The following is a 20592-nucleotide window of genomic DNA, read 5'->3' on the forward strand; positions in this document are numbered from 1 at the left end:
ACAGTGGCTGACTTGCACGGGCAGAACGGGAGTAAAAAATGAATAGTCTCAAACCCAGTGAGTTGTCGCGTCGTGATGTGCTCAAGCACTCCATGCTTCTTGCCGCCGGGATAGCGACTATCAGTCAGGGCTCAGCCTGGGCAACCATGGCTGAGTCTTCGCCCAGTTCCCCAAAACCCGCAACAGGCTTCACTGAAAAATTCGTGCTGAGGGACGGCCACCGAATCTACGTTCGTGACTATCCCGGCAAAGAACCTGCATTTGTCCTGCTGCACGGCTTTCCCGATAACTGCCGTATCTACGAAGATCTGGCCCCCCGCCTGAGCGCCGCAGGTCGACGCGTCATTGCTTTCGATTTTCTTGGCTTCGGTGCGTCCGACAAGCCAACGGACTTCCGGTATGACTTTGAACAGCAACTGGTTGACTTCGAGGCTGTCGTCGATGATCTGAAGTTGCAGTCGATCATTCCAGTCGGGCACGACGCAGGTGGTCCGGCAGCGGTCAACTTCGCACTGGATAATCAGGATCGCGTGAACTCTCTGGTTCTGCTCAATTGTTATTATGCAAACGCTTCAGTACTGGCGTTTCCCGACTTCATTGAGCTGTGCTGCAACCCGAAAACCAAACTGTTGGCCCACGCCATGATGACGGACCCCAAGCAGGCGGCCTACCTCTTCAACTTCCAGCAGGGCTTGCTACTGGCCAACATGACGCCGCCAATGAGGACCCGCTTCGAAACCGTGCTGCAACCTATCATTGCGCACAACTTCACTCAGCAGCCGAGTGCCATGCCCGCCTTTTTGGCCATGACTGGAAACGCTTACGCCAACCTTGCGCACAATGATCGGCGCCTGCCAGAGCTGGGTAAATTCAATAAACCGGTCAAACTGATCTGGGGTGGTTTGGACAAATACCTTAATACTGCCGTCGCCAAGGATATCGCTGCCCATTATCCCCACTCGACGCTGACGACACTCGATGCAGAGCATTGGCCACAGTTCGATCTGCCCGACGAGGTCGCCAGGCACATGCTGGCCTGACCTGACCGGCCGTGTTCACGTCATGCTGATTTATTCCGCCTATCGATAGGTTTTATCGTGGCTCGGGCAATTATCGCCTGCCCTTCTCCCGGTTACTTTTGGCTCAAGACTCATCAACGAATGTCTTCAGCCATTATGGGATTCAGCATGACAAAATTATTCACCGGCAAAGTCGCCTTGGTAACTGGCGGGTCGCGCGGCTTAGGCGCAGCGACCGCAAAAGCCCTCGCCGAGCAAGGCGCAGACGTCGCCATCAGCTACGTGTTCGCCGAAGAGCAGGCACAAAACGTGATTGAGTACGTGACTGCTCAAGGCGTGCGAGGCGAAGCATTTCAAGCGGATCAGGCAGATGTCGACGCCGCGCAATCGCTCATTGATCGGGTCATGGCCAAATTCGGCCGTATCGACATCCTCATCAACAACGCCTCGATCGATCAGTTGGGCAGAGTCGACGATCCCGCCCGCGATGCCGAAGCGTTCGATCGCTTCTGGGCCGTTACGCTTTCGGGGTTCATGGCCACTGTGCGCGCGGCGTCCAAAGTACTCAGCGAACAGGGCCGAATCGTGATGATCGGTTCTAACCTGGGCAACCGACCTGGCATGTCGGGTATCGCCGATCTCGCGGCATTGCGTGCAGCCATCGATGGCTATTCCAGAGGCGTCGCCCGAGACCTGGCCGAGCGCAACATCACCGTCAACGTCGTACACGCCGGGTTCATGAAAACCGACCTCAACGCGCATCTGCGGGATGCTCTGGCACCCTTGGTCGAGCGCTTGTGCTTCCCTCGATTTGGCCGACTGGAAGAAGTCGTCGCACCGATCCTCTTTCTTGCCAGCCCTGCCGCGTCTTACATCACCGGCACGATCATCGATGCCGATGGCGGTTACAACATTTAGTCGCCACCGCGGCGATTGCCAGGCTCAAATTTTTAGGGAATGCAGCATGAAAAAACTTGAAGGGAAAATTGCACTCGTCACCGGTGGCAGTTCCGGCATTGGTCTGGCGACAGCACGCTTGCTGGTGGAAGAAGGCGCGCACGTATTCATCACGGGTCGTCGTCAGGCTAATCTGGACGAGGCAGTCCGCTTGATCGGTAGCAATGTCACAGGTGTCCAAGGTGACATCGGTAACCTTGAAGATCTTGATCGGTTGTTTCGGGTCATCGCCGAAGAGAAAGGTCGGCTGGACATGGTGTTTGCCAATGCGGCCATTCAAGCCAGTGCACCGTTGGGTGCGATTGAGATCGAGCAGTACAACCGCATCTTTGATGTGAATGTTCGCGGCACCTTGCTCACCGTCCAGAGCGCCTTGCCGTTGTTGTCAGATGGCGCTTCCATTCTCCTGATGGCATCCGTCGCTGCGTCAAAGGGCAACCCGTCCAGAAGCCTCTATGCCGCGTCAAAGGCGGCGATTCGATCATTTGCACGGTCGTGGGCAAATGACCTCAAATCGCGCGCCATCCGCGTCAACGCGATCAGTCCCGGCCCTACTGATACTGCCGCATTCAATTCACCGGGTGTTCCGGCCGAGCAGACCGCTCAGATCAAGAATCGGATGGCATCGAACATCCCCCTCGGTCGACTGGCCCGTTCTGAAGAAATCGCTAAAGCAGCCGTTTTTCTTCTTAGCGACGACAGTAGTTTCACCACGGGCTCTGAAATGTACGTGGATGGCGGCTTCACCCAGATCTAGTGCATCGGCCATCCCCACTGTGCGGTAGCGAAATATTTACTTTAGAAAAGTGGAAGGCGTGCCAAGGCAGTGACAGGCATTTGCTCGCATACGCGACGGAGCGGCGGATGGCTGAATGAGCCACCTGGCTGTCCTTTTTTCTAATCTCCAGGTGGCAAAATCCAGAGGTCCCTATGCTTTCAGAATGGCTCTCCAATCTCCTCACCCGACGAGGATCCCACTATGCCTGGGCCATGGTCGCCGTGACATTTTTGGCTGCCTTGGTAAGTGCCGCGGCGGTAGGTGCGCCTGGCATTTTCATCGTACCCATGCAGATGGAATTTGGTTGGAACACCACGCAGATCTCATCAGCACTATCGATTCGATTTGTCTTGTTCGGTCTGACGGCTCCGTTTGCTGCTGCATTGATGAGCAAATACGGACCGCGCAATGTCACAGTCGCAGCAATCATCTTGATCATGATCTGCCTCCTCGTGTCACTCAAAATGACGAAAGTCTGGCAGTTAGTGGCGTTATGGGGAGTCGGTGTTGGCGTGGGCGCCGGCATGACCGCCCTGGTACTGGGTGCTGTCGTTGCGTCCCGCTGGTTCGAACACCGTAGGGGTATAGTGATTGGTGTATTGACCGCGAGTAACGCCACAGGCCAGCTTGTTTTCATGCCACTGCTCGCAAGCATCACCGAACATTACGGCTGGCGTTGGGCGCTCGTTGTGCTCTCTGCGCTGCTTGCCTTGGCTGCGTTCGCAGTTCTTATGTTCATGCGTGACCGCCCGAGCGATCTAGGTCTGCGCCCTTACGGCAACACGAGCACTGATCCAATCGTCGCGCCAGTCGCAAGTGGTGAGTCAGTGTTCATGGCGACTCTGCATACGCTGCGCGATGCATCCAAAACGCGTGTGTTCTGGATTTTGTTCACCACCTTTTTTATCTGTGGCGCCAGTACCGCTGGTTTGGTTCAGGTGCACCTGATTCCATTGTGCGGCGACTTCGGTATCAATCAGATTCAAGCCTCGGGTCTGCTTGCAGCCATGGGCGTTTTCGACCTGATCGGCACCGTTCTGTCGGGATGGCTCTCAGACCGTTACGACAGCCGGCACCTGCTGTTTTGGTACTACGGACTGCGCGGCCTTTCGCTGATCGCACTACCGTATTCAGACTTCACGATCTTCGGGTTGTCGGCCTTCGCGATGTTTTACGGACTCGACTGGATCGCAACCGTCCCACCCACAGTTCGCCTCGCCGTCAACAAGTTCGGGCCAGAGCGTGCAGGCTTGGTGTTTGGATGGGTATTCGCAGGCCACCAGATTGGTGCTGCGGTAGCTGCTTACGGGGCAGGATGGTCCCGAGTAAATCTACTCAGCTATCTGCCAGCGTTTTTCACAGCGGGTGTGCTGTGCTTTTTTGCTGCGGCAATGATCATGACCATCAGGCACAAGAAGCCTGCATCTGAATTCGCTGTCGCTTGAGATTCCCTAGAGGAGGATGCCAGCTCAGCGAATGCCTTTGCTGAGCTGGCAACCACCGTGCCACTCGACCCAACCGAGTTCGGCGGGCCGTAATCACTTGCGATTCTCGTGCCTTCGGGTTTCAGATCAATGCACTGTCGCAGAACCTCAGAGGCTTTCGAGGCGACCACCATGGGTCGTTCACGGCCTCTCTCGACTGGCAGAAAACGGCCATTAGCGGACGCTAACTGCCCATCCCCATCCAGTGCTCCCAGACAGGGACCTGACCCAGTCATTTCAACGGGTCATACCTGATCAACGTCTTCGGCTCCAAATACGCGCTCATCCCCCACCTGCCCATTTCGCGCCCAAGGCCTGAATGCTTGAATCCACCGAAGGGGGCACGTGGTTCGTGGGCCAGCGTGTTGATGAGCACGCGCCCCGAATCGATCTGCCGGGCGACGTTCATACAATGTTGGGAGCTTTTGCCCAGCACCAGGGCGCTCAGTCCATAGTCCGTATCGTTGGCAATGCTGATCGCATCAGCATCATCCTCGTAGGGGATGATCGTCAGCACGGGGCCGAAGATTTCCTCACGCGCGATGCGCATCCGGTTGTTGGCATCAGTGAAGATCGTGGGCTTCACGAACCATCCGGCGTGCAAGCCTTCCGGGCGACCTTCGCCACCCGCCAGCAACCTCGCGCCTTCTTCCTGGCCGATACGGATGTAGCGCTGCACCCGTTCCCACTGTTTCTGGCTCACCATTGGACCGATCTCGGTGTCGGCGTTGCCTGGATCGCCCGATTGAATTTGTGAGACACCCTCCTTCGCAATCCGCTCGAACTCTGCCAGCCGGCTGCGCGGAACGAGGATGCGAGTGCCCGCGATGCAAGCCTGGCCGCTGTTGAGAAATCCGGCTTGCAGCACCAGCGGCATGACTGCCTGGAAATCCGCATCGTCAAGCACCACGGTGGGCGACTTACCGCCGAGTTCAAGCGTCACGCGCTTCATGGTGTCAGCACCGGTTTTTACCAGATGTTGGCCGACAGCGGACGACCCCGTGAACGAGATCTTGGCAACGTCGGGATGACGGACGATTTCCTCGCCTACCACATCGCCTCGTCCGTTGACGATGTTGAATACACCCGGCGGCAGCCCCGCTTCGTGCAACGCCCTGACCACCACCTGCGTCTGCAACGCGCTCATCTCGCTGGGCTTGATGACCGCGGTGCAGCCTGCCGCCAGCGCGGTGGTCAGCTTGTTGCAAATGAAGCCCGCATTGCTGTTCCAGGGTGTGATCAGACCGGTCACGCCCACGGGCGTCAGAATGACCCTGGCCATGCCGACCTGCTCCTCGAAATCGAACGCCTCCAGTGCATCGATTGCTTGCGCGATCACGTCAGCCGGATAAGTCGCCATCCAACGCCCGCGAACCGCAGGTGCGCCGTATTCCACGAGGATAGCTTCCAGCAGCTCTTCCTCCTTTGCCGCCACGGCCTGGTGCATGCGTTGCAATGCCGAAATTCGTTCTTCCCTGCTTGTACGAGCTCACGCCGGGAACGCAGCCTTGGCGGCTGCGATGGCACGCTGAGCGTCCAGTGCATCGCCCAATCGAACCTGACCAATGACTTTCTCGGTGCTCGGGTTATGAAGGTCGAACCATTCCTGACCGTGTGGAATGACGAACTCGCCGTTGATGTAGATATGTTCAATGCGTTGCATGGCGACTCCTCGCTCAAAATGACTCGCCTGAATCGAGCCTCTGTGATCAAGTCTAAGAAGGGTTCATTATTCCGATAAGCCATCCTTTGGCTTATGAAGAATCCTTATATTCAGGACAATCCATGCACAGAACAGGAATGACCGAGCTGGAAGTGGTTCTGGCCGTTGCGCGCCGCAGCAGTTTTCGCGGCGCAGCACAGGAGTTGGGAATGTCCACTACCGCCGTGAGCAGCGCGGTGGCCGGCCTGGAAGCACGCCTGAAAGTTCGCCTGTTCAATCGCTCCACGCGCAGCGTTGCCCTCACCGACATCGGGCAACGCTATGTGGCACGCATCGCACCTGCGTTGGCCCAGATCAAAAGTGCCGACGAAGAAGCCAGCGTCGGCCTCGATGAACCCAGCGGCACATTGCGCATCAATGCACCGCATGGGGCGGCCTATCTGCTGCTGGAGCCGCTATTGAAGCAGTACGCTGAGCGCTATCCCGAAGTGCGCATCGACATCGTCAGCGAATCAAGCATGGTCGACATCGTCGCCGGTGGCTTCGACGCCGGGATTCGCCTGGCAGAGTCTGTGCCGCAAGACATGATCGCCGTGGCACTGTCAGGTGACATCCGGATGCTCGTGGTCGCAACGCCCGAGTACCTCGAACGCCACGGCGTGCCCGAGCATCCGCGAGACCTGCTCATCCACCGGAGCATCGGCATGCGCATGGCCCATGGTGGCCTCTACCAGTGGGAATTGGAGCGCGATGGCCAAAAGCTGCAGATGGATCTGCCGGTGCGCTTCGCCTCCAACGAGTTGCTGGCCATCAAACAGGCCGTGTTGTTGGGCCTTGGCATTGGATTTATTTCCGAGTGGTTCATCGTCGATGAACTGGCAAGCGGCGCACTGGTGCCGGTGTTGATGCCGTGGTGCCCTTCATTTGGCGGGTTGAGGCTCTACTACTCGGGCCATCGTTTCGTACCAGCGCGATTGCGCGCACTGATTGAACTGGCGCAGAAGTTGCGGCCCACGGTGGGTTGATTTTTATGCCCCCTTGTATCGTCGAACATAACTGTAATACCCCATATAAACCCGCCTCCTGCGTCGCTTGCTCCTGGGAACAGCCGAGTGTCATTGCGCTGTCGAGTCATTCACTTTCATATTTGAGGCTTGCGTCGAACTTGTGTCGATTCGCAGGAATGATTGCTGGTGGTCGTTTCGGGTCCGATGAGTGCGTGGTGACGCTTTCCTCAGCCACGTCAATCCGAACCGGGTAGCCGTTGAAGGTCAACGGTAGCGTTTCTGAGTCTTCAACGTTTGTGAGCACTCCGGGATGCACCTATAGGTAGGACTTATGCGATGGATTGTTTATCGGTCTTGGACGCTATTGATCGAATGGCAGAAGATTGCTTCACACCCAAGCAACAGCAACCGAGCCAACCGGACAGGAGAAACACCATGCAACAGTCCCACGCTTACAACGACACCAGCCTCGAACTGACCGCGAAAATACTCGACGCCAAGGCGCGCAAGAATCTGTCCTTCGAACAAGTGACTGAAGGCACCGGCCTCGGCCTCGCTTACGTCACCGCCGCCCTCCTCGGCCAGCACCCGCTGCCTGAAGCCGCTGCCAAAGTGATCGGTGAAAAACTGGAGCTGGATGCCGATTCGGTGGCCCGCCTGCAAATCATCCCGCTGCGTGGCAGCCTCAATGGTGTCCCGACCGACCCGACCATCTACCGTTTTTACGAAATGATCCAGATCTACGGCACCACGTTGAAAGCCCTGGTTCACGAACAGTTCGGCGACGGCATTATCAGCGCAATCAACTTCAAGCTCGACATGAAGAAAGTCGAAGACCCTGAAGGCGGCCACCGCGCAGTGATCACTCTCGACGGCAAGTTCCTGCCACTGCGTCCTTTCTAAGGATGCAACCACAGCTGTAAATCGGCCCGCAGCCTTGCGGGCCTGCTTCAAAAAACGACTAAGCCCTTTCGATCAATCACCACATTTGAATGGAGGATTCATCATGAGAAAAATTCTGTCGCTGGCCCTGTCTCTGACCGCTTCGCTGTCGGCCTACGCCCAGCCAGCCGTGGTCGCACCCGAGGCCGTTCCATTTGCGTACGGCATGCATCTGGATATCGCCAAGGTCGTCAATATCACGTCGGCGGCGGATGTCTGCGGCCCGACACCGGTGCAAATGACCTACCGCGATTCCCATGGTGAAACCCATGTTCTGGAATACAGCGTGATCGGCAGCGGTTGCACCAACTGATCGTTCCCCACACACCACTTATTGAAGGCACACACCATGAAAGCGCTCATCGAAGGATTCTTGAAGTTCCAGAAAGAAGCATTCCCACAACGCACTGACCTGTTCAAACACCTGGCCACCACACAACATCCAGGCACGTTATTCATTACCTGTTCCGACAGCCGGGTTGTTCCGGAACTGCTGACGCAGCAAGAGCCAGGCGAGCTGTTCGTGATCCGTAACGCTGGCAACATCGTGCCGTCCTACAGCCCGCATCCCGGTGGTGTGTCTGCCACTGTCGAATACGCTGTCGCCGTACTGGGCGTGACCGATATCGTGATCTGCGGCCATTCCGATTGCGGTGCCATGACCGCTGTCGCCAAGTGCGAATGCATGGATCACCTGCCTGCGGTCGCCGGCTGGTTGCAACATGCCGAGTCGGCGAAAGTCATCAACGAATCGCGTCCTCACACCAGTGAAGCCGCCAAAGTCAGTTCCATGGTGCGTGAAAACGTCATCGCCCAACTGGCCAACATTCAGACTCATCCAAGCGTGCGCCTGGCTCAGGAAAAAGGTCAGGTGAATCTGCATGGCTGGGTCTACGACATCGGGACCGGTTCAATCGACGCCCTGGACGCCGACAACAAGACGTTCAAGTCTCTGGTCAAGCATCCGAACACCGTTGCCGTTCATGCCCGTCCAGCCAAAGCTGTTGCCTGAATCAGCCTGTCATTTTCAGGAGTACTGAACATGCTGGAAGTCACTATGTACACCACCACGACATGCCCCTACTGCCGCAAGGCCAAGCGCTTGCTAGACGGCAAAGGGATTGCGTACAAAGAAATCGATGTGCGCCCGCTCGGCGTGAAGAACGAAATGGTCAGCCGAAGCGGTCGCCGTACGGTCCCGCAGATTTTCTTCGGCAATAGGCTCGTTGGTGGCTTCGATGACCTGGCTCAACTTGAAAGCGAAGGCGGCATCGACGTGGTACTCAGCCCGCGCATGGCGGGATGAGTACGGATGACGCCAAATCACAAATCCAGCACCAGGGGGGCCTCGCCCTCCTTGGCTTGCGCTGGCACCGCACAGCAAATCAGTACCTCCCCTTCGGCCGGCATCTCAGCCGGCAGGTTCAGATAATGCACTTGACCACTGACCAATCGGGTCCGGCATGTACCGCAGGATCCGCCCCGGCAACTGAAGTCCGGGTTCAGGCCACGGCTCTCGGCCAGTTCCAGTAAACTCCCGCCACCCGGCTCCCAACGAGCTTCCTTCGCCGACGCCGAAAACAGCACTTTGACCGGGCTGCTTGCCGCGGGTACCTGCTCGACCGCCGGGGTTAGATGATCCCGTTGGCGAACCAGAGTCGAAGGGCCGAAAGTCTCCGCGTGAATACGATCATCGCCAATACGCAACTGACGCAGGCCGTCGTACAGCGCCTGGGTAAAAGCACCAGGGCCACACAGGTAAAAATCGTAATCGTCCAGGGGCAGCAATGCCTTGAGCAGCTCGACATCCACCCGCCCCGCCACCTCAAAATCCTCACCAACGCGAGCGTGAGTTTCCGGCTGACTGAGCAGACGCAGCGCATGAATTTTATTCTTGGCACGGGTCGCCAGTTCGTACAGCTCATCGCGAAACCCGAGTTCACCCAGGCTGCGCGCACTTTGGATGAACCAGGTCGGTCGAGTGCGACGGATACGTTCGCCTTCATAAATCACTTCACGCAGCATCGACAGCAGTGGGGTCACGCCCACGCCCGCGGCCAGCAAAACCAACGGTCGATATTCATCGGCTTGCACCGTGAAACGCCCTTGAGGGGCACGGGCTTCAACCAGATCCCCTACCTGAACGCGGTCGTGCAGATGCGACGAGATGAGTCCGTCACGCTTGACGCTGATGCGGAAAAAACTGTCCGACGGCGCACTCGACAGGCTGTAGGTTCTGACCAGAGGCGCCTGTCCTTCAGCAAGGCAAAAGCGCACCGGCAGATGTTGGCCCGCCTCGAACCGCGGTACGCCCGCGCCATCGGCCGGTTCAAAATAGAAGGAGCGAATGGAGCTGCTCTCGTCAACGATCCGCGTCACCCTCAGCGGTCGCCATTGATCGCGCAGGTTATCGGCTTGCAATCGGCCCTCAGCTTGCTCCCAACTGCCAGTCATCAGGCTGTTAGGCGAAAAACCATCAAACCGCCAACGGAGAGCCAACACAGCCTGACGTCGAACCACCTGCTCCACGGTCAGCGTCCAGAGCCGCTCAGCCCCCTGAAAGGCGGCAATCTCCGGTCCCTCGAGAATGATCTCGGTACGCCCGCTGACTTGCAGCATGTCGCCTGTTTCAAAATCGATGAACACCAGCCCCGCGCGCGGGTTGAGCAGGAAATTACCCAAGGTGTTGAAGTGCAGGTTGCCGGCGAAATCGGGAATCGTCAGCACGTTGCCTTCGATCCTGACGAAACCTGAATTGCCACCCCGGTGAGAAACGTCCACCGAGCGCCGGGATGCATCGTCATCCAGGTCGACATAGCTGGCGATGAAAAAGGTATCGGCCTTGGTGATGGCCGCCTTCGCGGCTTCATCCAGTTCGCTGAGACATTCGGCCGCAACATTTGCTGAGGCTTGGCCAAGGCTGACCGGCTCAACGCCTCGCAACTGAATGTATTGCGGGCAGTTGCCGAAAGCGTGCACCACAGAAACGGCAAAACCGCCTGACGAGGCGGTGCTGATGTTACCGTTCATGCGATTGCGCCTTCGGCTCTTCAGGTCAATACCCAGCAGTCCCACCGCAGCGCCCTGCTTAAGGGCTGCCCTGACCGGATCACCCTCGGCAGGCAGGCGGTCGAGTTGCAGCATTCGCGGATCGGGTGAATGGATGAAGCCAGGGGGGCCTTCGACCAACGTGGCCCAAGGCATCCCTTGTTCATCGACCGCGCCCACCACCAGGTAAGGCAACTGGTTGTAAAACAATCGATGCTGATCAGGCATGAAGTCACGTACGACCTTGCGCCCGAATATCTCCATTTGATCGGCGACACCGACGCTTTCCTGCAACTCACGCTCACCCGCATGCCAAGAGGATGCTCCTGGCGCGTCCGACTGATTCATGATCACCTCTACGCATTCGTGAACAGGTGCCCTTCACCCGCCGCCCGGCGAGGAATGGTTGAATCCCGGTACCGGGGGCTAATTCGCAGTTGCCGGGAATCATCAACTCTGTGCTTTACAGCCTCATGAAGCGTTCCGATTCTTCCAGAAAAATGGCGACTTTCTGCCCGTTGGGTGTTGGCCAGTAGTAATCGACAGCATTGGAAAGACTGAACATTGGGTCACCCTTTTCGCCAGCAGAATCGAAACCCTAGGCCACATACTCGTCAGTGCTCAGCACTTCGGCGTACCCGAACTTTAAGGCGGCCATGAACGCCGCATGCACCAGAAGCGCAGGAACCTTGACGTTGTTGAATTCCAGATCGTGGGTCGTACAGGCATCGTGAATAACGGTCGTCTCAAACCCGAAATCGTCAGACGCGCGGGTGACTGCATCGATGCACATGTGGCTCATGTTGCCGACCACGGTGACCCGTTCAATCTCGTTGTGCTCAAGCACTTCGAGCAATTGAGTTTCGCGGTACGGGTTCATGAAGTGTTTGACGATGACCAACTCGTCCCCAAGATTGCGCACATTCTCGTGCAATTGCGCGCCGTCGGAGCCTGGAACAAAAAACGGTGCATTAGGGGCTAAAGTCTCGTGACGGATATGGATGACCAAGTCACCCCGCTCACGTGCTGCTCCAATCACACGAGCCGCATTGTCAGCAGCCGCGTCAGTAGCATTGAGTTCCCATTTGCCGCCGGAAAAATAGTCGTTCTGAATATCAACGACGATGAGTGCTGTGTTAGTCATACGGTTACCTTGGTAAAAAGTCGATCAGGAGTGGGTTGATCATTTCAGGGCACTTGCGGCGTGTCATACCAATCACGGTCGGGGGTGGCGAAGCGCATTTTCTTGCGGATAAAAGCGGCGTTTTCGACGCTGGTTATTTTTTCCAGCAGTACGAATGCAACTTCGGTGGCAGTCCCCGGCCCGCTTGAAGTGATGATCTGGTCATCGACAACCACCGGGCGATCGACAAAGCGTGCACCGGTTTCCAACAGTTGGTTTTTCCGCTTGCCGCCCTCTTGGTGGTAGGTCGTGGCGTTCCTGTCACGCAGCACGCCGGCCACGCCCAGGCACACGGAAGACACGCAAACGCTGGCAACGGGTTTACCGGCTTCGACGAAATGCCGGATGGTCGCCAGGAAGGGTTCGCTCAAGGCTTCCTCGTAAAAACCCGACGGTTCAAAACCACCCGGCAGTGCCAGGGCATCGAAGCTGCTCACGTCCAGATCGCTCAATAAAAAACTCGGATTGAGCATGAGACCGAAGGTGGTCACGATCTTTCTGCGAAGGCCGGCGTTGACCAGTTCCACAGGGTGATCACCCAGCAGGTTGGCCCAGCCAAGCACATCGGTAAAAGCGGCCATTTCCAGGGGCTCTACACCGTTGGCCAGTAACATAAGCACGCGTTTCATCGGTCATGAACCTCTGCTGTGCAGCATGGAAGAGCGTGTGCTTATGCTCCGCCTTAACTGCCGTACAAAGAACGACCACAAAATACAATCCACTATTTCGCTCACTGAAATACCCGATGGGCATCTGTATCAGTGCAAGTTGCGTGCGCTGCACACGCTTAATCAGCATCCGGCTGCATCGCCGGATGTTCGCGCAGGCCTTCGACGATGTGGTCAACGAAGCTGCGTACCCGCATCGAGGCCTTGCGCCCCTCGCGGTACACCACATGCACCGGCAGCGCCGGTAATTCAAAGGGCTGTAATACACGGCGTAATCGCCCAGTATTCAAATACTCGTACAACGGATAGCTCAGGCAGCGGGTAATACCGGCGCCATGTGCGGCCGCATCGATGGCCGCCTGCACTGTCGCGCAACTGATCCGTGTCCGGGCTTTCAAGTGATTGACCTCACCGTTGTGGTGAAAGCCCCACTGGACCCTGTCTCGATAAGCATGGGTGGCGACCAGGCGATGATCTCGCAGATCCTCCGGTACGCCGGGCTCACCGTGAGTAGCCAAATAAGCAGGGCTGCTGCAGACCATCGCGCGCACATGGCCTACCTGTCGTGCGATCAATGACGAACTGGGCAGATGCCCGACCAGCACAGCCACATCGATGCCCTCTTCGTTCATGTTCGGAAAACGATCATGGTATTGCGCAAAAACCTTTACCTCGGGGTACAGATTCATGTAGTCCGAGAGAATCGAGGTCATGACGTAACGGCTGAACAGCAAAGGCATCAGCACCTTGAGATTGCCTTTGGCCTGAACGTGCAAGCCCTTGGCCGAAGCCTCCGCGTCTTCGATGGCCTCGATAATGCGTGAACAATCGGCCATGAAGCCGGCACCGGCCTCAGTCAGCGATACCCCGCGGGTACTTCGAAGTAACAGCTGCACGCCAAGACGTTCCTCCAGCCGTGCAATGGCGCGCACGACCGTAGGTCCTGACACGTTCAAACGACGGGCCGCAGCAGCCAGGCTGGGTCGCTCCGATAATGCTTCGAACATCAGCATTTCATGGTAGCGATCCATCAGTTGGAACCCCTCACCACAGCCTTGAGCGCCGAATCCTTTGCGAGTCTATCCGCGAGAAAATCCACGAAGGTATGAACCTTCGCCGCAATTCTGGCGCTCTTGAGGTAGACCACTTGAATGGGCAACGCAGGCGGTTCGAAATCCTCCAGCACCAACTCCAGTTCACCAGCTGCCACCTGATTGGCCACCTGGTAGGACAACACCCGTGTGACGCCCCAGCCCAGGCTGGCGATATTGATCGCAGCCTGATTGGCAGTAACCACCAATCGCGGTTCGAATCGAAAGCTCAGTGCGTTGCCGTCGTTGACGAATTGCCAGTCACTCAGCAAATGACTGGCCGAAGACATGACGATGTTGGCGGTACTGAGTTCACCGGGATGACGCGGCCTGCCGTTGCGCTCGAAATAATCGGGCGTACCGCAGATCACCTGGCGTACCTCGCCGACTTTGATTGCGTGCTGATTTGACTCATGCAAATGGCCAATGCGTATGGCCACATCGATACCCTCATCAGCCATATTCACGACGCGATCCACCAGCAAGGCATTGATGTGCACCGAAGGAAACTGATCCACGTAGTCGGCCAGCAGCGGAGCGATGAACAACTCGCCAAATAGCACCGACGCGGTCACGGTCAAATGCCCGCACGGTATCGAGTAACTGCCGGCGGCTGCTTCCTCCGCCTCGTCGATATCACTGAGGATACGCCGACAATCCTCAAGATAGCGTTGACCCGCTTCGGTGAGGTGCAGGCTGCGAGTGGTTCGAGAAAGGAGCTGTGTGCCGATGCGCTCTTCCATCGCGGCGATGGCACGGGTCACGCTGGGGGGAGAAATGTTAAACCGGCGAGCGGCCGCGGCAAAACCTTCTTCCTCGGCTACTGCCATGAATATCTGCATTTCTTGAAAACGATCCATAGACGACCTTGTCTTTATGAGAGAACCGCAAGGAGTCTGGCCGCTTAAGCGGTAAGACCTGGTTGCCAGTATCGTCGGCCAAAGCAACTTTCGCACGCGCCGTCGGGCTGGCTGCATGTACGCAAAGTAATCCTGAGGGATATGCGCAACCCGTGAAAAGCAGCTTGCCGGAAGTATTCTCCCGGCAAGCGCTTTGAGGATCGAATCAAGCCGTCTGCAGGCCTACCGCGGTACGTTGCATGCCAACGAAGTTTGGCAATGCTTCGATGCTGCTCAGCCAGGCACGGACATTCGGGTAGTCAGTCAGCGCCACGTTACCTTCGGGAGCGTGAGCCACGTACGTGTAGGCGGCAACATCGGCCACGGTCGGCTTGTCACCGGCCAGGAATTTGCTTTGACCCAGCCCATCTTCCATGACTTTAAGCAGGGCGTGAGAACGTTTGATCGCTTCTTCTGGGTCATAACCGGCACCAAAGACGGTAATCAATCGCGCGGTGGCAGGGCCCGAACTGATTTGACCGGCGGCTACTGACAACCAGCGTTGAACCTTGCCCAGCGCTACCGGATCGGTCGGCAGCCATTGGCCGTTGCCATATTTGGCGGCCAGGTAAACCACGATGCCGTTGGAGTCGGCCAGTACGGTGCCGTTGTCATCGATCACCGGTACTTGTCCAAAACTGTTGATCGCCAGGAACTCGGGGGTTTTGTGTGCGCCCTTCATCAAGTCCACAAAGACCAGTTCTGTCGGCAGGCCGAGCAGGGACAGCATCAATTCAACCCGATGAGAGTGGCCGGACAATGGGTGACGATAAAGTTTGATCGCTTGGGACATGACGTACTCCGATTGTTTTTGAGTTCGACCCGGTCATCGCGTCGATGGAGCTATCTTCCCCTGCCCTCCCAAACTGAGGAATGACCAGCAATTACAATCCAGCATTTCACGGGAAGTAATAATCAGCACTCTTGCATCGAGTCTACTGACCCACTGACACGCCTACCATCAAGTCCATGAAGGCCACTGACGCCGCGCTGTGGTAGTTGTTCTTGCGTCGCAGCAACGAGGCGCCCCGTTGCGGTCCCTTATCCAGCAACGCGATCTTGCGCAGGGCGCGGTCCTGGGTAGCGATGGGTTCCGGAAGAATGGTGGCGACCGCCGTGTGCCGAATCACTTCCAGCAAGGTATTGACCGAGTTGACCTCGATCACCACTTGGGGAGTGATCTGCGTCTTGACGAAATACTCATCGATGCATACGCGGGTGGCGAAGTCCGGCGTCAGCAGTGCGAATTGCAGTTGCGCCACCTGCTCGGCGGTCAACGGCGTCCTGCAGTCGTACAACGGGTGATCGCGTCCCACCATCAAACCCAGGGTTTCGGTATAGGCCGGGATCGTTTCGATGTCGGCGTTTCTCACATCATCGAACGCAATGGCGATATCCAGCGAATCATCCGCCAGGCCGGTTTCGATATCGTCCATCGACAACTCGAAGATTTCCAGATGGATGTTGGGATAGAGGGCCATGTAGTCGCGCATCAAAGGCCCGACCAGATACGCCATGAACGTCGGCGTCATGGCCAGGCGCAGGGTGCCGCGCGACAGGTCCTTTACATCGTGCAGCGCCCGCTTGCCGGCCGCAAGTTCCACCAGCACGCGACGCGCGCATTCGATGTAAGCCTGCCCCGCATCGGTCGGTTTGACGGTACGCGAGGTTCGGTCGAACAGCACGACACCCAGGGTTTCTTCCAGTTGCCGGATCTGTTGCGACAGGGTCGGCTGGGAAACATGCAGCGCCTCTGCAGCGCGGGTGAAGCCGCCGTTATCGGCGACGGCCAACAAATAGCGCAAATGGCGCAGCAGCATAAGAACTCTCCTCTATAGGCACTGCTTATGCGCTGCATTGTATAGCGGAGTGGACTGTTATTGATTAACTGCAGACAGGTTGGCCCCTGTAGGAGCTATCGAGTGAAACGAGGCGGCGATCCTTTGATCTTGTTTTAAAAACAAAATCAAAAGATCGCCGCCTGCGGCAGCTCCTACAGGGCCAATACTTGCTCGACCTCCGGGTCATCGACAGGTGAGCGCAAGCTGGTGCCAGATGCAGGTCGACGAGCTCAGGTCCTTCGTGACGAGATAAGTGGACTTCATAGCAAGACTGTTAGTAAAAGTCGTGAGTTGGTTGCCTGCCATCATCTGCCGGATACAGGCGTACGTAGGGTCACGAACTCTTCTGCCGAGGTCGGGTGGATGCCGATGGTTTCATCGAACAGGCGCTTGGTAGCACCGGCCTTAAGCGCGATGGCCAGCCCCTGGATGATGTCGCCGGCGTCGGGGCCGACCATGTGGGCGCCCAGCACACGATCCGTCTGGGCGTCCACCACCAGTTTCATTAGCGTCTGCTCGGACGATTCTGTGAGCGTCAGCTTCATCGGCTTGAACCGGCTCTCGAAAATCAGCACTTTGTGGCCATGCTCCAGCGCCTGTTCCTCCGTCAGCCCAACGGTGCCGATGTTGGGCTGGCTGAACACCGCGGTGGGAATGTGGCGGTAATTCACCGGGCGATAGTCTTCGGGTTTGAACAGGCGACGCGCGACCGCCATGCCTTCCGCCGTGGCGACCGGGGTCAATTGCACCCGGCCAATCACATCGCCCAATGCCAGAATCGATGGTTCGCGGGTTTCAAAGTTGTCGTTGACGTCGATGAAACCCTTGTCATTGAGTACGACGCGGGTGTTTTCCAGGCCCAGATTGTCGAGCATGGCGCGGCGGCCAGTGGCGTAGAAAATGCTGTCGGTCTCCAGTTGACGACCGTCGTTAAGCGTCGCCAGTAAACTGCCGTCTGCTTGTTTGTCGATCTGCACGATATCGGTGTTGAACTGCAATTGCAGACCCCGTTTAGTCAGCTCTTGCACCAGGTGCATACGAACCGATTTGTCAAATCCGCGCAGGAATAGCTCACCGCGATACAGTAGGCTGGTGTCGGCACCCAGTCCATTGAAGATGCCGGCAAATTCGACGGCGATGTAACCACCGCCAACCACCAATACTCGCTTGGGCAGTTGTTTCAGAAAGAATGCTTCATTCGAAGTGATTGCGTGCTCATGACCTGGAATATCCGGGATCTGTGGCCATCCGCCGGTGGCAATCAGAATGTGCTCAGCGCTATAACGTTGGCCGTTGATTTCAACGTGATGGGCATCGGCCAGCCGTGCATGGCCTTCGAGCAAGGTCACGCTGCTGTTGATCAGCAAATTGCGGTAAATCCCGTTGAGTCGTTCGATCTCGCGATTCTTATTAGAGATCAATTTTTCCCAGTTGAATTGCGCCTTGCCGGCCGTCCAACCAAAGCCCTCGGCCTGTTCGAAGTCGTCAGCGAAATGCGAGCCGTAGACCAGCAGTTTCTTTGGCACACAACCGACGTTGACGCATGTGCCACCGAGGTAGCGACTCTCGGCTACCGCTACTTTCGCGCCGAACGCGGCGGCAAAACGCGCTGCCCGCACACCGCCGGAACCTGCACCAACTACAAATAAATCAAAATCGTAGGTCATCTCAATTCTCTGCAAGGCACACAACACATGAACTGTTGATTGTCGTTAAAGGGGAGGAAAACGAAGTTTCAATGCACGCAAAAACGTCGCGCGTGGTGTCAAGAGCGAAGTATCGTTCTGATACTTACTGGATCGGTGCGTAACAGGGGCCGCTCTGGACTCGCTAGCCAGCGCTCCCATCAATTGGGGCAGCAGAAAGCCACCTTCGTATTCGGTATCGGCCATGGCTGGGGCGTCCAACCAGCGGTTACCGTCGCAGGAATGAGCGACATCAATCATGTGAAAACTCCCTGGATGGACACTGCATTAACCCGAAATGAGTCAATTGCTTCTGAATTAAGTCTCCCCATCTATGGACAATTAGAGAACCAGCAGGGATGTCATGACTTAATTGTGCTGGGTGAAATAATCTAGCGAGGCGTTGTCATAAGGCCCGAACATCAGCGTCTTATGCGAGGTCATTGATATTCAAAAAAGTCCAAGCCTGCAAAACGCTTTCTGAACGCATCGCGCCGCCAGTCAGTTGGGCAGCATCGCGCAACAGGCCGGCACCGCCGTCAGCCTGCACGGCATTGGTGGCGCTTGGTCGGTTCAATCGCTACAGCCCGCAGTTCGCCGTATCGCTGATCAGCGACGATGCCGCGACGAAGGAGCGCGCTTCTACAACGCCGTCAACGCGCCTTTTGTTGGCAACGGCATCACCCGTCGGGTTGATGGTTAAAACGCGCTCAACAAGCCGGAACTGGGTTTGTCGAACTGGAAGAGCGGACATTTACTTGCGCGCAGTACGATTCTCTCGGGTGATGACCTGTTCACCATTCGCAGCCACATGACCCAGGTCGATCTGGGCGTCAAAAGCTGAGACCGTCGCTTCCAGCGACCATCCACTATGAGGTCGCTGGAAGGAAACGGAGGCCTATCGTGTGTTGCCAGGGACGCTTAGCCACCGCTGCACGCCGTTCCCCAGACTTGATACGTTACGGTGTGACGCTGTCCATGTGAATCGTCATACGTCAGCTCCACGGGGACGATTCCGCATGCATTACTGACATCGGTAATGCTAATGGTTTTGGCAATATCCAAGGGAACCCCGGGACGTGCGACCTCCTCGGTCGGTTCTGCCAGGATGCTGCTGGATACGATGGCAAACGCCAGAGCAACCGCGGGTTTCAATATGTTTTCCGATAAGCGATTCATGCGCGACTTTCTCGCAGCAGATGACGAGCGGAGTCGGCCATCACAGTGAGAGAGCCTGCCAGCATCAATACGTCTTTAAGCACCAGACGACCGCCACCGGACAGGTAGGGAAAACCGTGCTGAGCGTCGCCTAGGGCACCCACCCAGGCTTCGGGCGTGGTGATCAGAAAGCTCAAAGTCACCAGCGGCGTACCGAAGGCCAACGCACCACCGAGCAAGCCGGTGCGTCGTGAGATCGGGTTGGATAGAACCAACAGCCCAATCAGAAGTTCGACAATGCCCAGACCGGTCGAGAATCCGTAGGTGTTGTTACCTGTCTGCCAGGCGCGCTTCTCGACGTTCAGTTCACCTTCATGTGTCAGGTGAGCGTTGTACTCTTGCGGGTGTTCGTAGAAGAACGACATGAAGGGGCTGTTGGCGACAAACGGCGTGATGCTATCGGCCTCGTATGGGACGAATTTTAGTGCGCCAATCCACAGGAAAACGATGCCGATGGCCAGTCGCATGAGCGAAGCGCCAAAGGTATCCACTTTGCTGAGGAACCGTAACCAGGTTGTAAATGAGGTGAGCATGGGACTTCTCCAGAACATTGAATGTGGAGCTAGTCTGCTGGTTTGGAGACCGGTGCTTTTGTTCGTCATGCTCAAGTTGTTGCTTGATCGTCTCAACGTGACCTTAACGTTTCAATGACGTAAAAAAGCCTCGGCTCTTTGTAGTGCCGAGGCTGCGGTGGACGCGATGTCAGACTAGTTTTTCAGCGTATCAAACGCTTCGAGCGTGCGTAGCGAATAGATGTACGCAGCACCCGCGTTCATCGAGATAGCCGTGGCCAGGGTCGCCGCCACCTCTTCGCGGCTCGCGCCTGCCTTGATCGCTGCGTTCGTATGTGCGGCGATACAACCATCGCAACGAGTAGTGACAGCGACGGCGATCGAGATCAACTCGCGTGTCCTGACATCCAGCACATCGTTTTCGGCAGCGGCTTCACCGAGTGCCATGTAGGCTTTGACCATCTTAGGGTTGCTCTTGCCCAGTGCGCCGAAGGCTTTCTGGATAGTGGGCAATAATTCAGACCAATTATTGAACATAGCGTTAATTCCTGAACAGGTTGAGTGTACTGTTTCGACAGACTCAGTTTTCTCCAGTGG

Annotated in this window: 20 protein-coding genes and 2 pseudogenes; 10 read left to right on the plus strand and 12 right to left on the minus strand. The window is 56.8% G+C overall.

The window, feature by feature from the left end; genetic code table 11:
* The first annotated feature begins 38 nt into the window (after positions 1–38).
* From AB4O16_RS01550 to AB4O16_RS01565, 4 genes are all read left to right on the plus strand, one after another.
* Positions 39–1040 (plus strand): alpha/beta fold hydrolase, encoded by a 1002-nt coding sequence (locus tag AB4O16_RS01550; RefSeq protein ID WP_460156796.1) that lies wholly within the window; start codon positions 39–41, stop codon positions 1038–1040.
* Between the two features lie 147 nt (positions 1041–1187).
* On the plus strand, positions 1188–1937 hold the full coding sequence (locus AB4O16_RS01555; RefSeq protein ID WP_460156797.1) for an SDR family NAD(P)-dependent oxidoreductase: 750 nt from the start codon (positions 1188–1190) through the stop codon (positions 1935–1937).
* Between the two features lie 46 nt (positions 1938–1983).
* Complete coding sequence (locus AB4O16_RS01560; protein WP_460156798.1) at positions 1984–2733, plus strand: SDR family NAD(P)-dependent oxidoreductase; 750 nt, start codon at positions 1984–1986, stop codon at positions 2731–2733.
* Between the two features lie 173 nt (positions 2734–2906).
* Positions 2907–4199 carry an MFS transporter gene (locus AB4O16_RS01565; protein WP_248692772.1) on the plus strand — a complete coding sequence of 431 codons (1293 nt, stop codon included), beginning with the start codon at positions 2907–2909 and terminating at the stop codon, positions 4197–4199.
* Positions 4200–4470: 271 nt separating this feature from the next.
* On the opposite strand, the pseudogene AB4O16_RS01570 reads toward AB4O16_RS01565, so the two are convergent.
* Positions 4471–5901, minus strand: a pseudogene (locus AB4O16_RS01570) (aldehyde dehydrogenase family protein).
* A gap of 122 nt (positions 5902–6023) precedes the next feature.
* Between AB4O16_RS01570 and AB4O16_RS01575 the strand changes: the two are divergent.
* The 5 genes from AB4O16_RS01575 (at position 6024) to grxC (ending at position 9156) form a co-directional block, all read left to right on the plus strand.
* Positions 6024–6926 (plus strand): LysR family transcriptional regulator, encoded by a 903-nt coding sequence (locus AB4O16_RS01575; protein ID WP_460156799.1) that lies wholly within the window; start codon positions 6024–6026, stop codon positions 6924–6926.
* A 417-nt stretch (positions 6927–7343) separates the two neighbouring features.
* Positions 7344–7811: a cyanase gene (cynS, locus tag AB4O16_RS01580; RefSeq protein ID WP_075944500.1), complete on the plus strand. Its 468-nt coding sequence runs from the start codon at positions 7344–7346 to the stop codon at positions 7809–7811.
* A 103-nt stretch (positions 7812–7914) separates the two neighbouring features.
* Positions 7915–8163, plus strand: a complete 249-nt coding sequence (locus tag AB4O16_RS01585; RefSeq protein ID WP_075944499.1) for a DUF2790 domain-containing protein — start codon at positions 7915–7917, stop codon at positions 8161–8163.
* A 36-nt stretch (positions 8164–8199) separates the two neighbouring features.
* The gene (locus AB4O16_RS01590) at positions 8200–8862 is read left to right on the plus strand and encodes a carbonic anhydrase (RefSeq protein ID WP_460156800.1); all 663 of its coding nucleotides are present in this window, start codon (positions 8200–8202) and stop codon (positions 8860–8862) included.
* 30 nt (positions 8863–8892) lie between these two features.
* The gene (gene grxC / locus AB4O16_RS01595; protein WP_085702113.1) at positions 8893–9156 is read left to right on the plus strand and encodes a glutaredoxin 3; all 264 of its coding nucleotides are present in this window, start codon (positions 8893–8895) and stop codon (positions 9154–9156) included.
* Between the two features lie 17 nt (positions 9157–9173).
* Here grxC and AB4O16_RS01600 read toward each other — a convergent pair whose 3' ends face one another.
* The 8 genes from AB4O16_RS01600 to gorA all read right to left on the minus strand — a co-directional run bounded on the left by AB4O16_RS01600 (position 9174) and on the right by gorA (position 18247).
* Complete coding sequence (locus tag AB4O16_RS01600; RefSeq protein WP_090321827.1) at positions 9174–11246, minus strand: 2Fe-2S iron-sulfur cluster-binding protein; 2073 nt, start codon at positions 11244–11246, stop codon at positions 9174–9176.
* Between the two features lie 250 nt (positions 11247–11496).
* Complete coding sequence (locus tag AB4O16_RS01605) at positions 11497–12042, minus strand: cysteine hydrolase family protein (RefSeq protein WP_085702114.1); 546 nt, start codon at positions 12040–12042, stop codon at positions 11497–11499.
* A gap of 44 nt (positions 12043–12086) precedes the next feature.
* Positions 12087–12710 carry a DJ-1/PfpI family protein gene (locus AB4O16_RS01610; RefSeq protein WP_075944494.1) on the minus strand — a complete coding sequence of 208 codons (624 nt, stop codon included), beginning with the start codon at positions 12708–12710 and terminating at the stop codon, positions 12087–12089.
* A gap of 158 nt (positions 12711–12868) precedes the next feature.
* Positions 12869–13780 carry a LysR family transcriptional regulator gene (locus AB4O16_RS01615; RefSeq protein WP_075944493.1) on the minus strand — a complete coding sequence of 304 codons (912 nt, stop codon included), beginning with the start codon at positions 13778–13780 and terminating at the stop codon, positions 12869–12871.
* On the minus strand, positions 13780–14700 hold the full coding sequence (locus AB4O16_RS01620) for a LysR substrate-binding domain-containing protein (RefSeq protein ID WP_075944492.1): 921 nt from the start codon (positions 14698–14700) through the stop codon (positions 13780–13782). The genes AB4O16_RS01615 and AB4O16_RS01620 overlap by 1 nt, the downstream gene beginning before the upstream one ends.
* Positions 14701–14905: 205 nt before the next feature.
* On the minus strand, positions 14906–15532 hold the full coding sequence (locus AB4O16_RS01625) for a glutathione S-transferase family protein (RefSeq protein WP_085702115.1): 627 nt from the start codon (positions 15530–15532) through the stop codon (positions 14906–14908).
* Between the two features lie 142 nt (positions 15533–15674).
* Positions 15675–16559: a transcriptional regulator CynR gene (cynR, locus tag AB4O16_RS01630; RefSeq protein ID WP_075944490.1), complete on the minus strand. Its 885-nt coding sequence runs from the start codon at positions 16557–16559 to the stop codon at positions 15675–15677.
* 326 nt (positions 16560–16885) lie between these two features.
* Positions 16886–18247 carry a glutathione-disulfide reductase gene (gene gorA, locus AB4O16_RS01635; protein ID WP_075944489.1) on the minus strand — a complete coding sequence of 454 codons (1362 nt, stop codon included), beginning with the start codon at positions 18245–18247 and terminating at the stop codon, positions 16886–16888.
* A gap of 578 nt (positions 18248–18825) precedes the next feature.
* Here gorA and AB4O16_RS01640 point away from each other — a divergent pair.
* Positions 18826–19109 (plus strand): annotated as a pseudogene (locus tag AB4O16_RS01640) (aldehyde dehydrogenase family protein); the annotation flags it as partial.
* A 77-nt stretch (positions 19110–19186) separates the two neighbouring features.
* On the opposite strand, the gene AB4O16_RS01645 reads toward AB4O16_RS01640, so the two are convergent.
* The 3 genes from AB4O16_RS01645 to AB4O16_RS01655 all read right to left on the minus strand — a co-directional run bounded on the left by AB4O16_RS01645 (position 19187) and on the right by AB4O16_RS01655 (position 20532).
* Positions 19187–19444 carry a DUF2790 domain-containing protein gene (locus tag AB4O16_RS01645; RefSeq protein ID WP_083659280.1) on the minus strand — a complete coding sequence of 86 codons (258 nt, stop codon included), beginning with the start codon at positions 19442–19444 and terminating at the stop codon, positions 19187–19189.
* Positions 19441–20016 (minus strand): reactive chlorine resistance membrane protein RclC, encoded by a 576-nt coding sequence (gene rclC / locus AB4O16_RS01650; protein ID WP_085702117.1) that lies wholly within the window; start codon positions 20014–20016, stop codon positions 19441–19443. The genes AB4O16_RS01645 and rclC overlap by 4 nt, the downstream gene beginning before the upstream one ends.
* Positions 20017–20190: 174 nt before the next feature.
* The gene (locus AB4O16_RS01655) at positions 20191–20532 is read right to left on the minus strand and encodes a carboxymuconolactone decarboxylase family protein (protein WP_075944486.1); all 342 of its coding nucleotides are present in this window, start codon (positions 20530–20532) and stop codon (positions 20191–20193) included.
* Positions 20533–20592 lie beyond the last annotated feature (60 nt).

It is taken from the genome of Pseudomonas sp. S2_H10, from assembly GCF_054668285.1.

Coding starts and splice junctions, on each gene's coding strand:
- AB4O16_RS01550 (WP_460156796.1), top strand. CDS start 39: ATGAATAGTCTCAAACCCAGTGAGTTGTCGCGTCGTGATGTGCTCAAG.
- AB4O16_RS01555 (WP_460156797.1), top strand. CDS start 1,188: ATGACAAAATTATTCACCGGCAAAGTCGCCTTGGTAACTGGCGGGTCG.
- AB4O16_RS01560 (WP_460156798.1), top strand. CDS start 1,984: ATGAAAAAACTTGAAGGGAAAATTGCACTCGTCACCGGTGGCAGTTCC.
- AB4O16_RS01565 (WP_248692772.1), top strand. CDS start 2,907: ATGCTTTCAGAATGGCTCTCCAATCTCCTCACCCGACGAGGATCCCAC.
- AB4O16_RS01575 (WP_460156799.1), top strand. CDS start 6,024: ATGCACAGAACAGGAATGACCGAGCTGGAAGTGGTTCTGGCCGTTGCG.
- cynS (WP_075944500.1), top strand. CDS start 7,344: ATGCAACAGTCCCACGCTTACAACGACACCAGCCTCGAACTGACCGCG.
- AB4O16_RS01585 (WP_075944499.1), top strand. CDS start 7,915: ATGAGAAAAATTCTGTCGCTGGCCCTGTCTCTGACCGCTTCGCTGTCG.
- AB4O16_RS01590 (WP_460156800.1), top strand. CDS start 8,200: ATGAAAGCGCTCATCGAAGGATTCTTGAAGTTCCAGAAAGAAGCATTC.
- grxC (WP_085702113.1), top strand. CDS start 8,893: ATGCTGGAAGTCACTATGTACACCACCACGACATGCCCCTACTGCCGC.
- AB4O16_RS01600 (WP_090321827.1), bottom strand. CDS start 11,246: ATGAATCAGTCGGACGCGCCAGGAGCATCCTCTTGGCATGCGGGTGAG.
- AB4O16_RS01605 (WP_085702114.1), bottom strand. CDS start 12,042: ATGACTAACACAGCACTCATCGTCGTTGATATTCAGAACGACTATTTT.
- AB4O16_RS01610 (WP_075944494.1), bottom strand. CDS start 12,710: ATGAAACGCGTGCTTATGTTACTGGCCAACGGTGTAGAGCCCCTGGAA.
- AB4O16_RS01615 (WP_075944493.1), bottom strand. CDS start 13,780: ATGGATCGCTACCATGAAATGCTGATGTTCGAAGCATTATCGGAGCGA.
- AB4O16_RS01620 (WP_075944492.1), bottom strand. CDS start 14,700: ATGGATCGTTTTCAAGAAATGCAGATATTCATGGCAGTAGCCGAGGAA.
- AB4O16_RS01625 (WP_085702115.1), bottom strand. CDS start 15,532: ATGTCCCAAGCGATCAAACTTTATCGTCACCCATTGTCCGGCCACTCT.
- cynR (WP_075944490.1), bottom strand. CDS start 16,559: ATGCTGCTGCGCCATTTGCGCTATTTGTTGGCCGTCGCCGATAACGGC.
- gorA (WP_075944489.1), bottom strand. CDS start 18,247: ATGACCTACGATTTTGATTTATTTGTAGTTGGTGCAGGTTCCGGCGGT.
- AB4O16_RS01645 (WP_083659280.1), bottom strand. CDS start 19,444: ATGAATCGCTTATCGGAAAACATATTGAAACCCGCGGTTGCTCTGGCG.
- rclC (WP_085702117.1), bottom strand. CDS start 20,016: ATGCTCACCTCATTTACAACCTGGTTACGGTTCCTCAGCAAAGTGGAT.
- AB4O16_RS01655 (WP_075944486.1), bottom strand. CDS start 20,532: ATGTTCAATAATTGGTCTGAATTATTGCCCACTATCCAGAAAGCCTTC.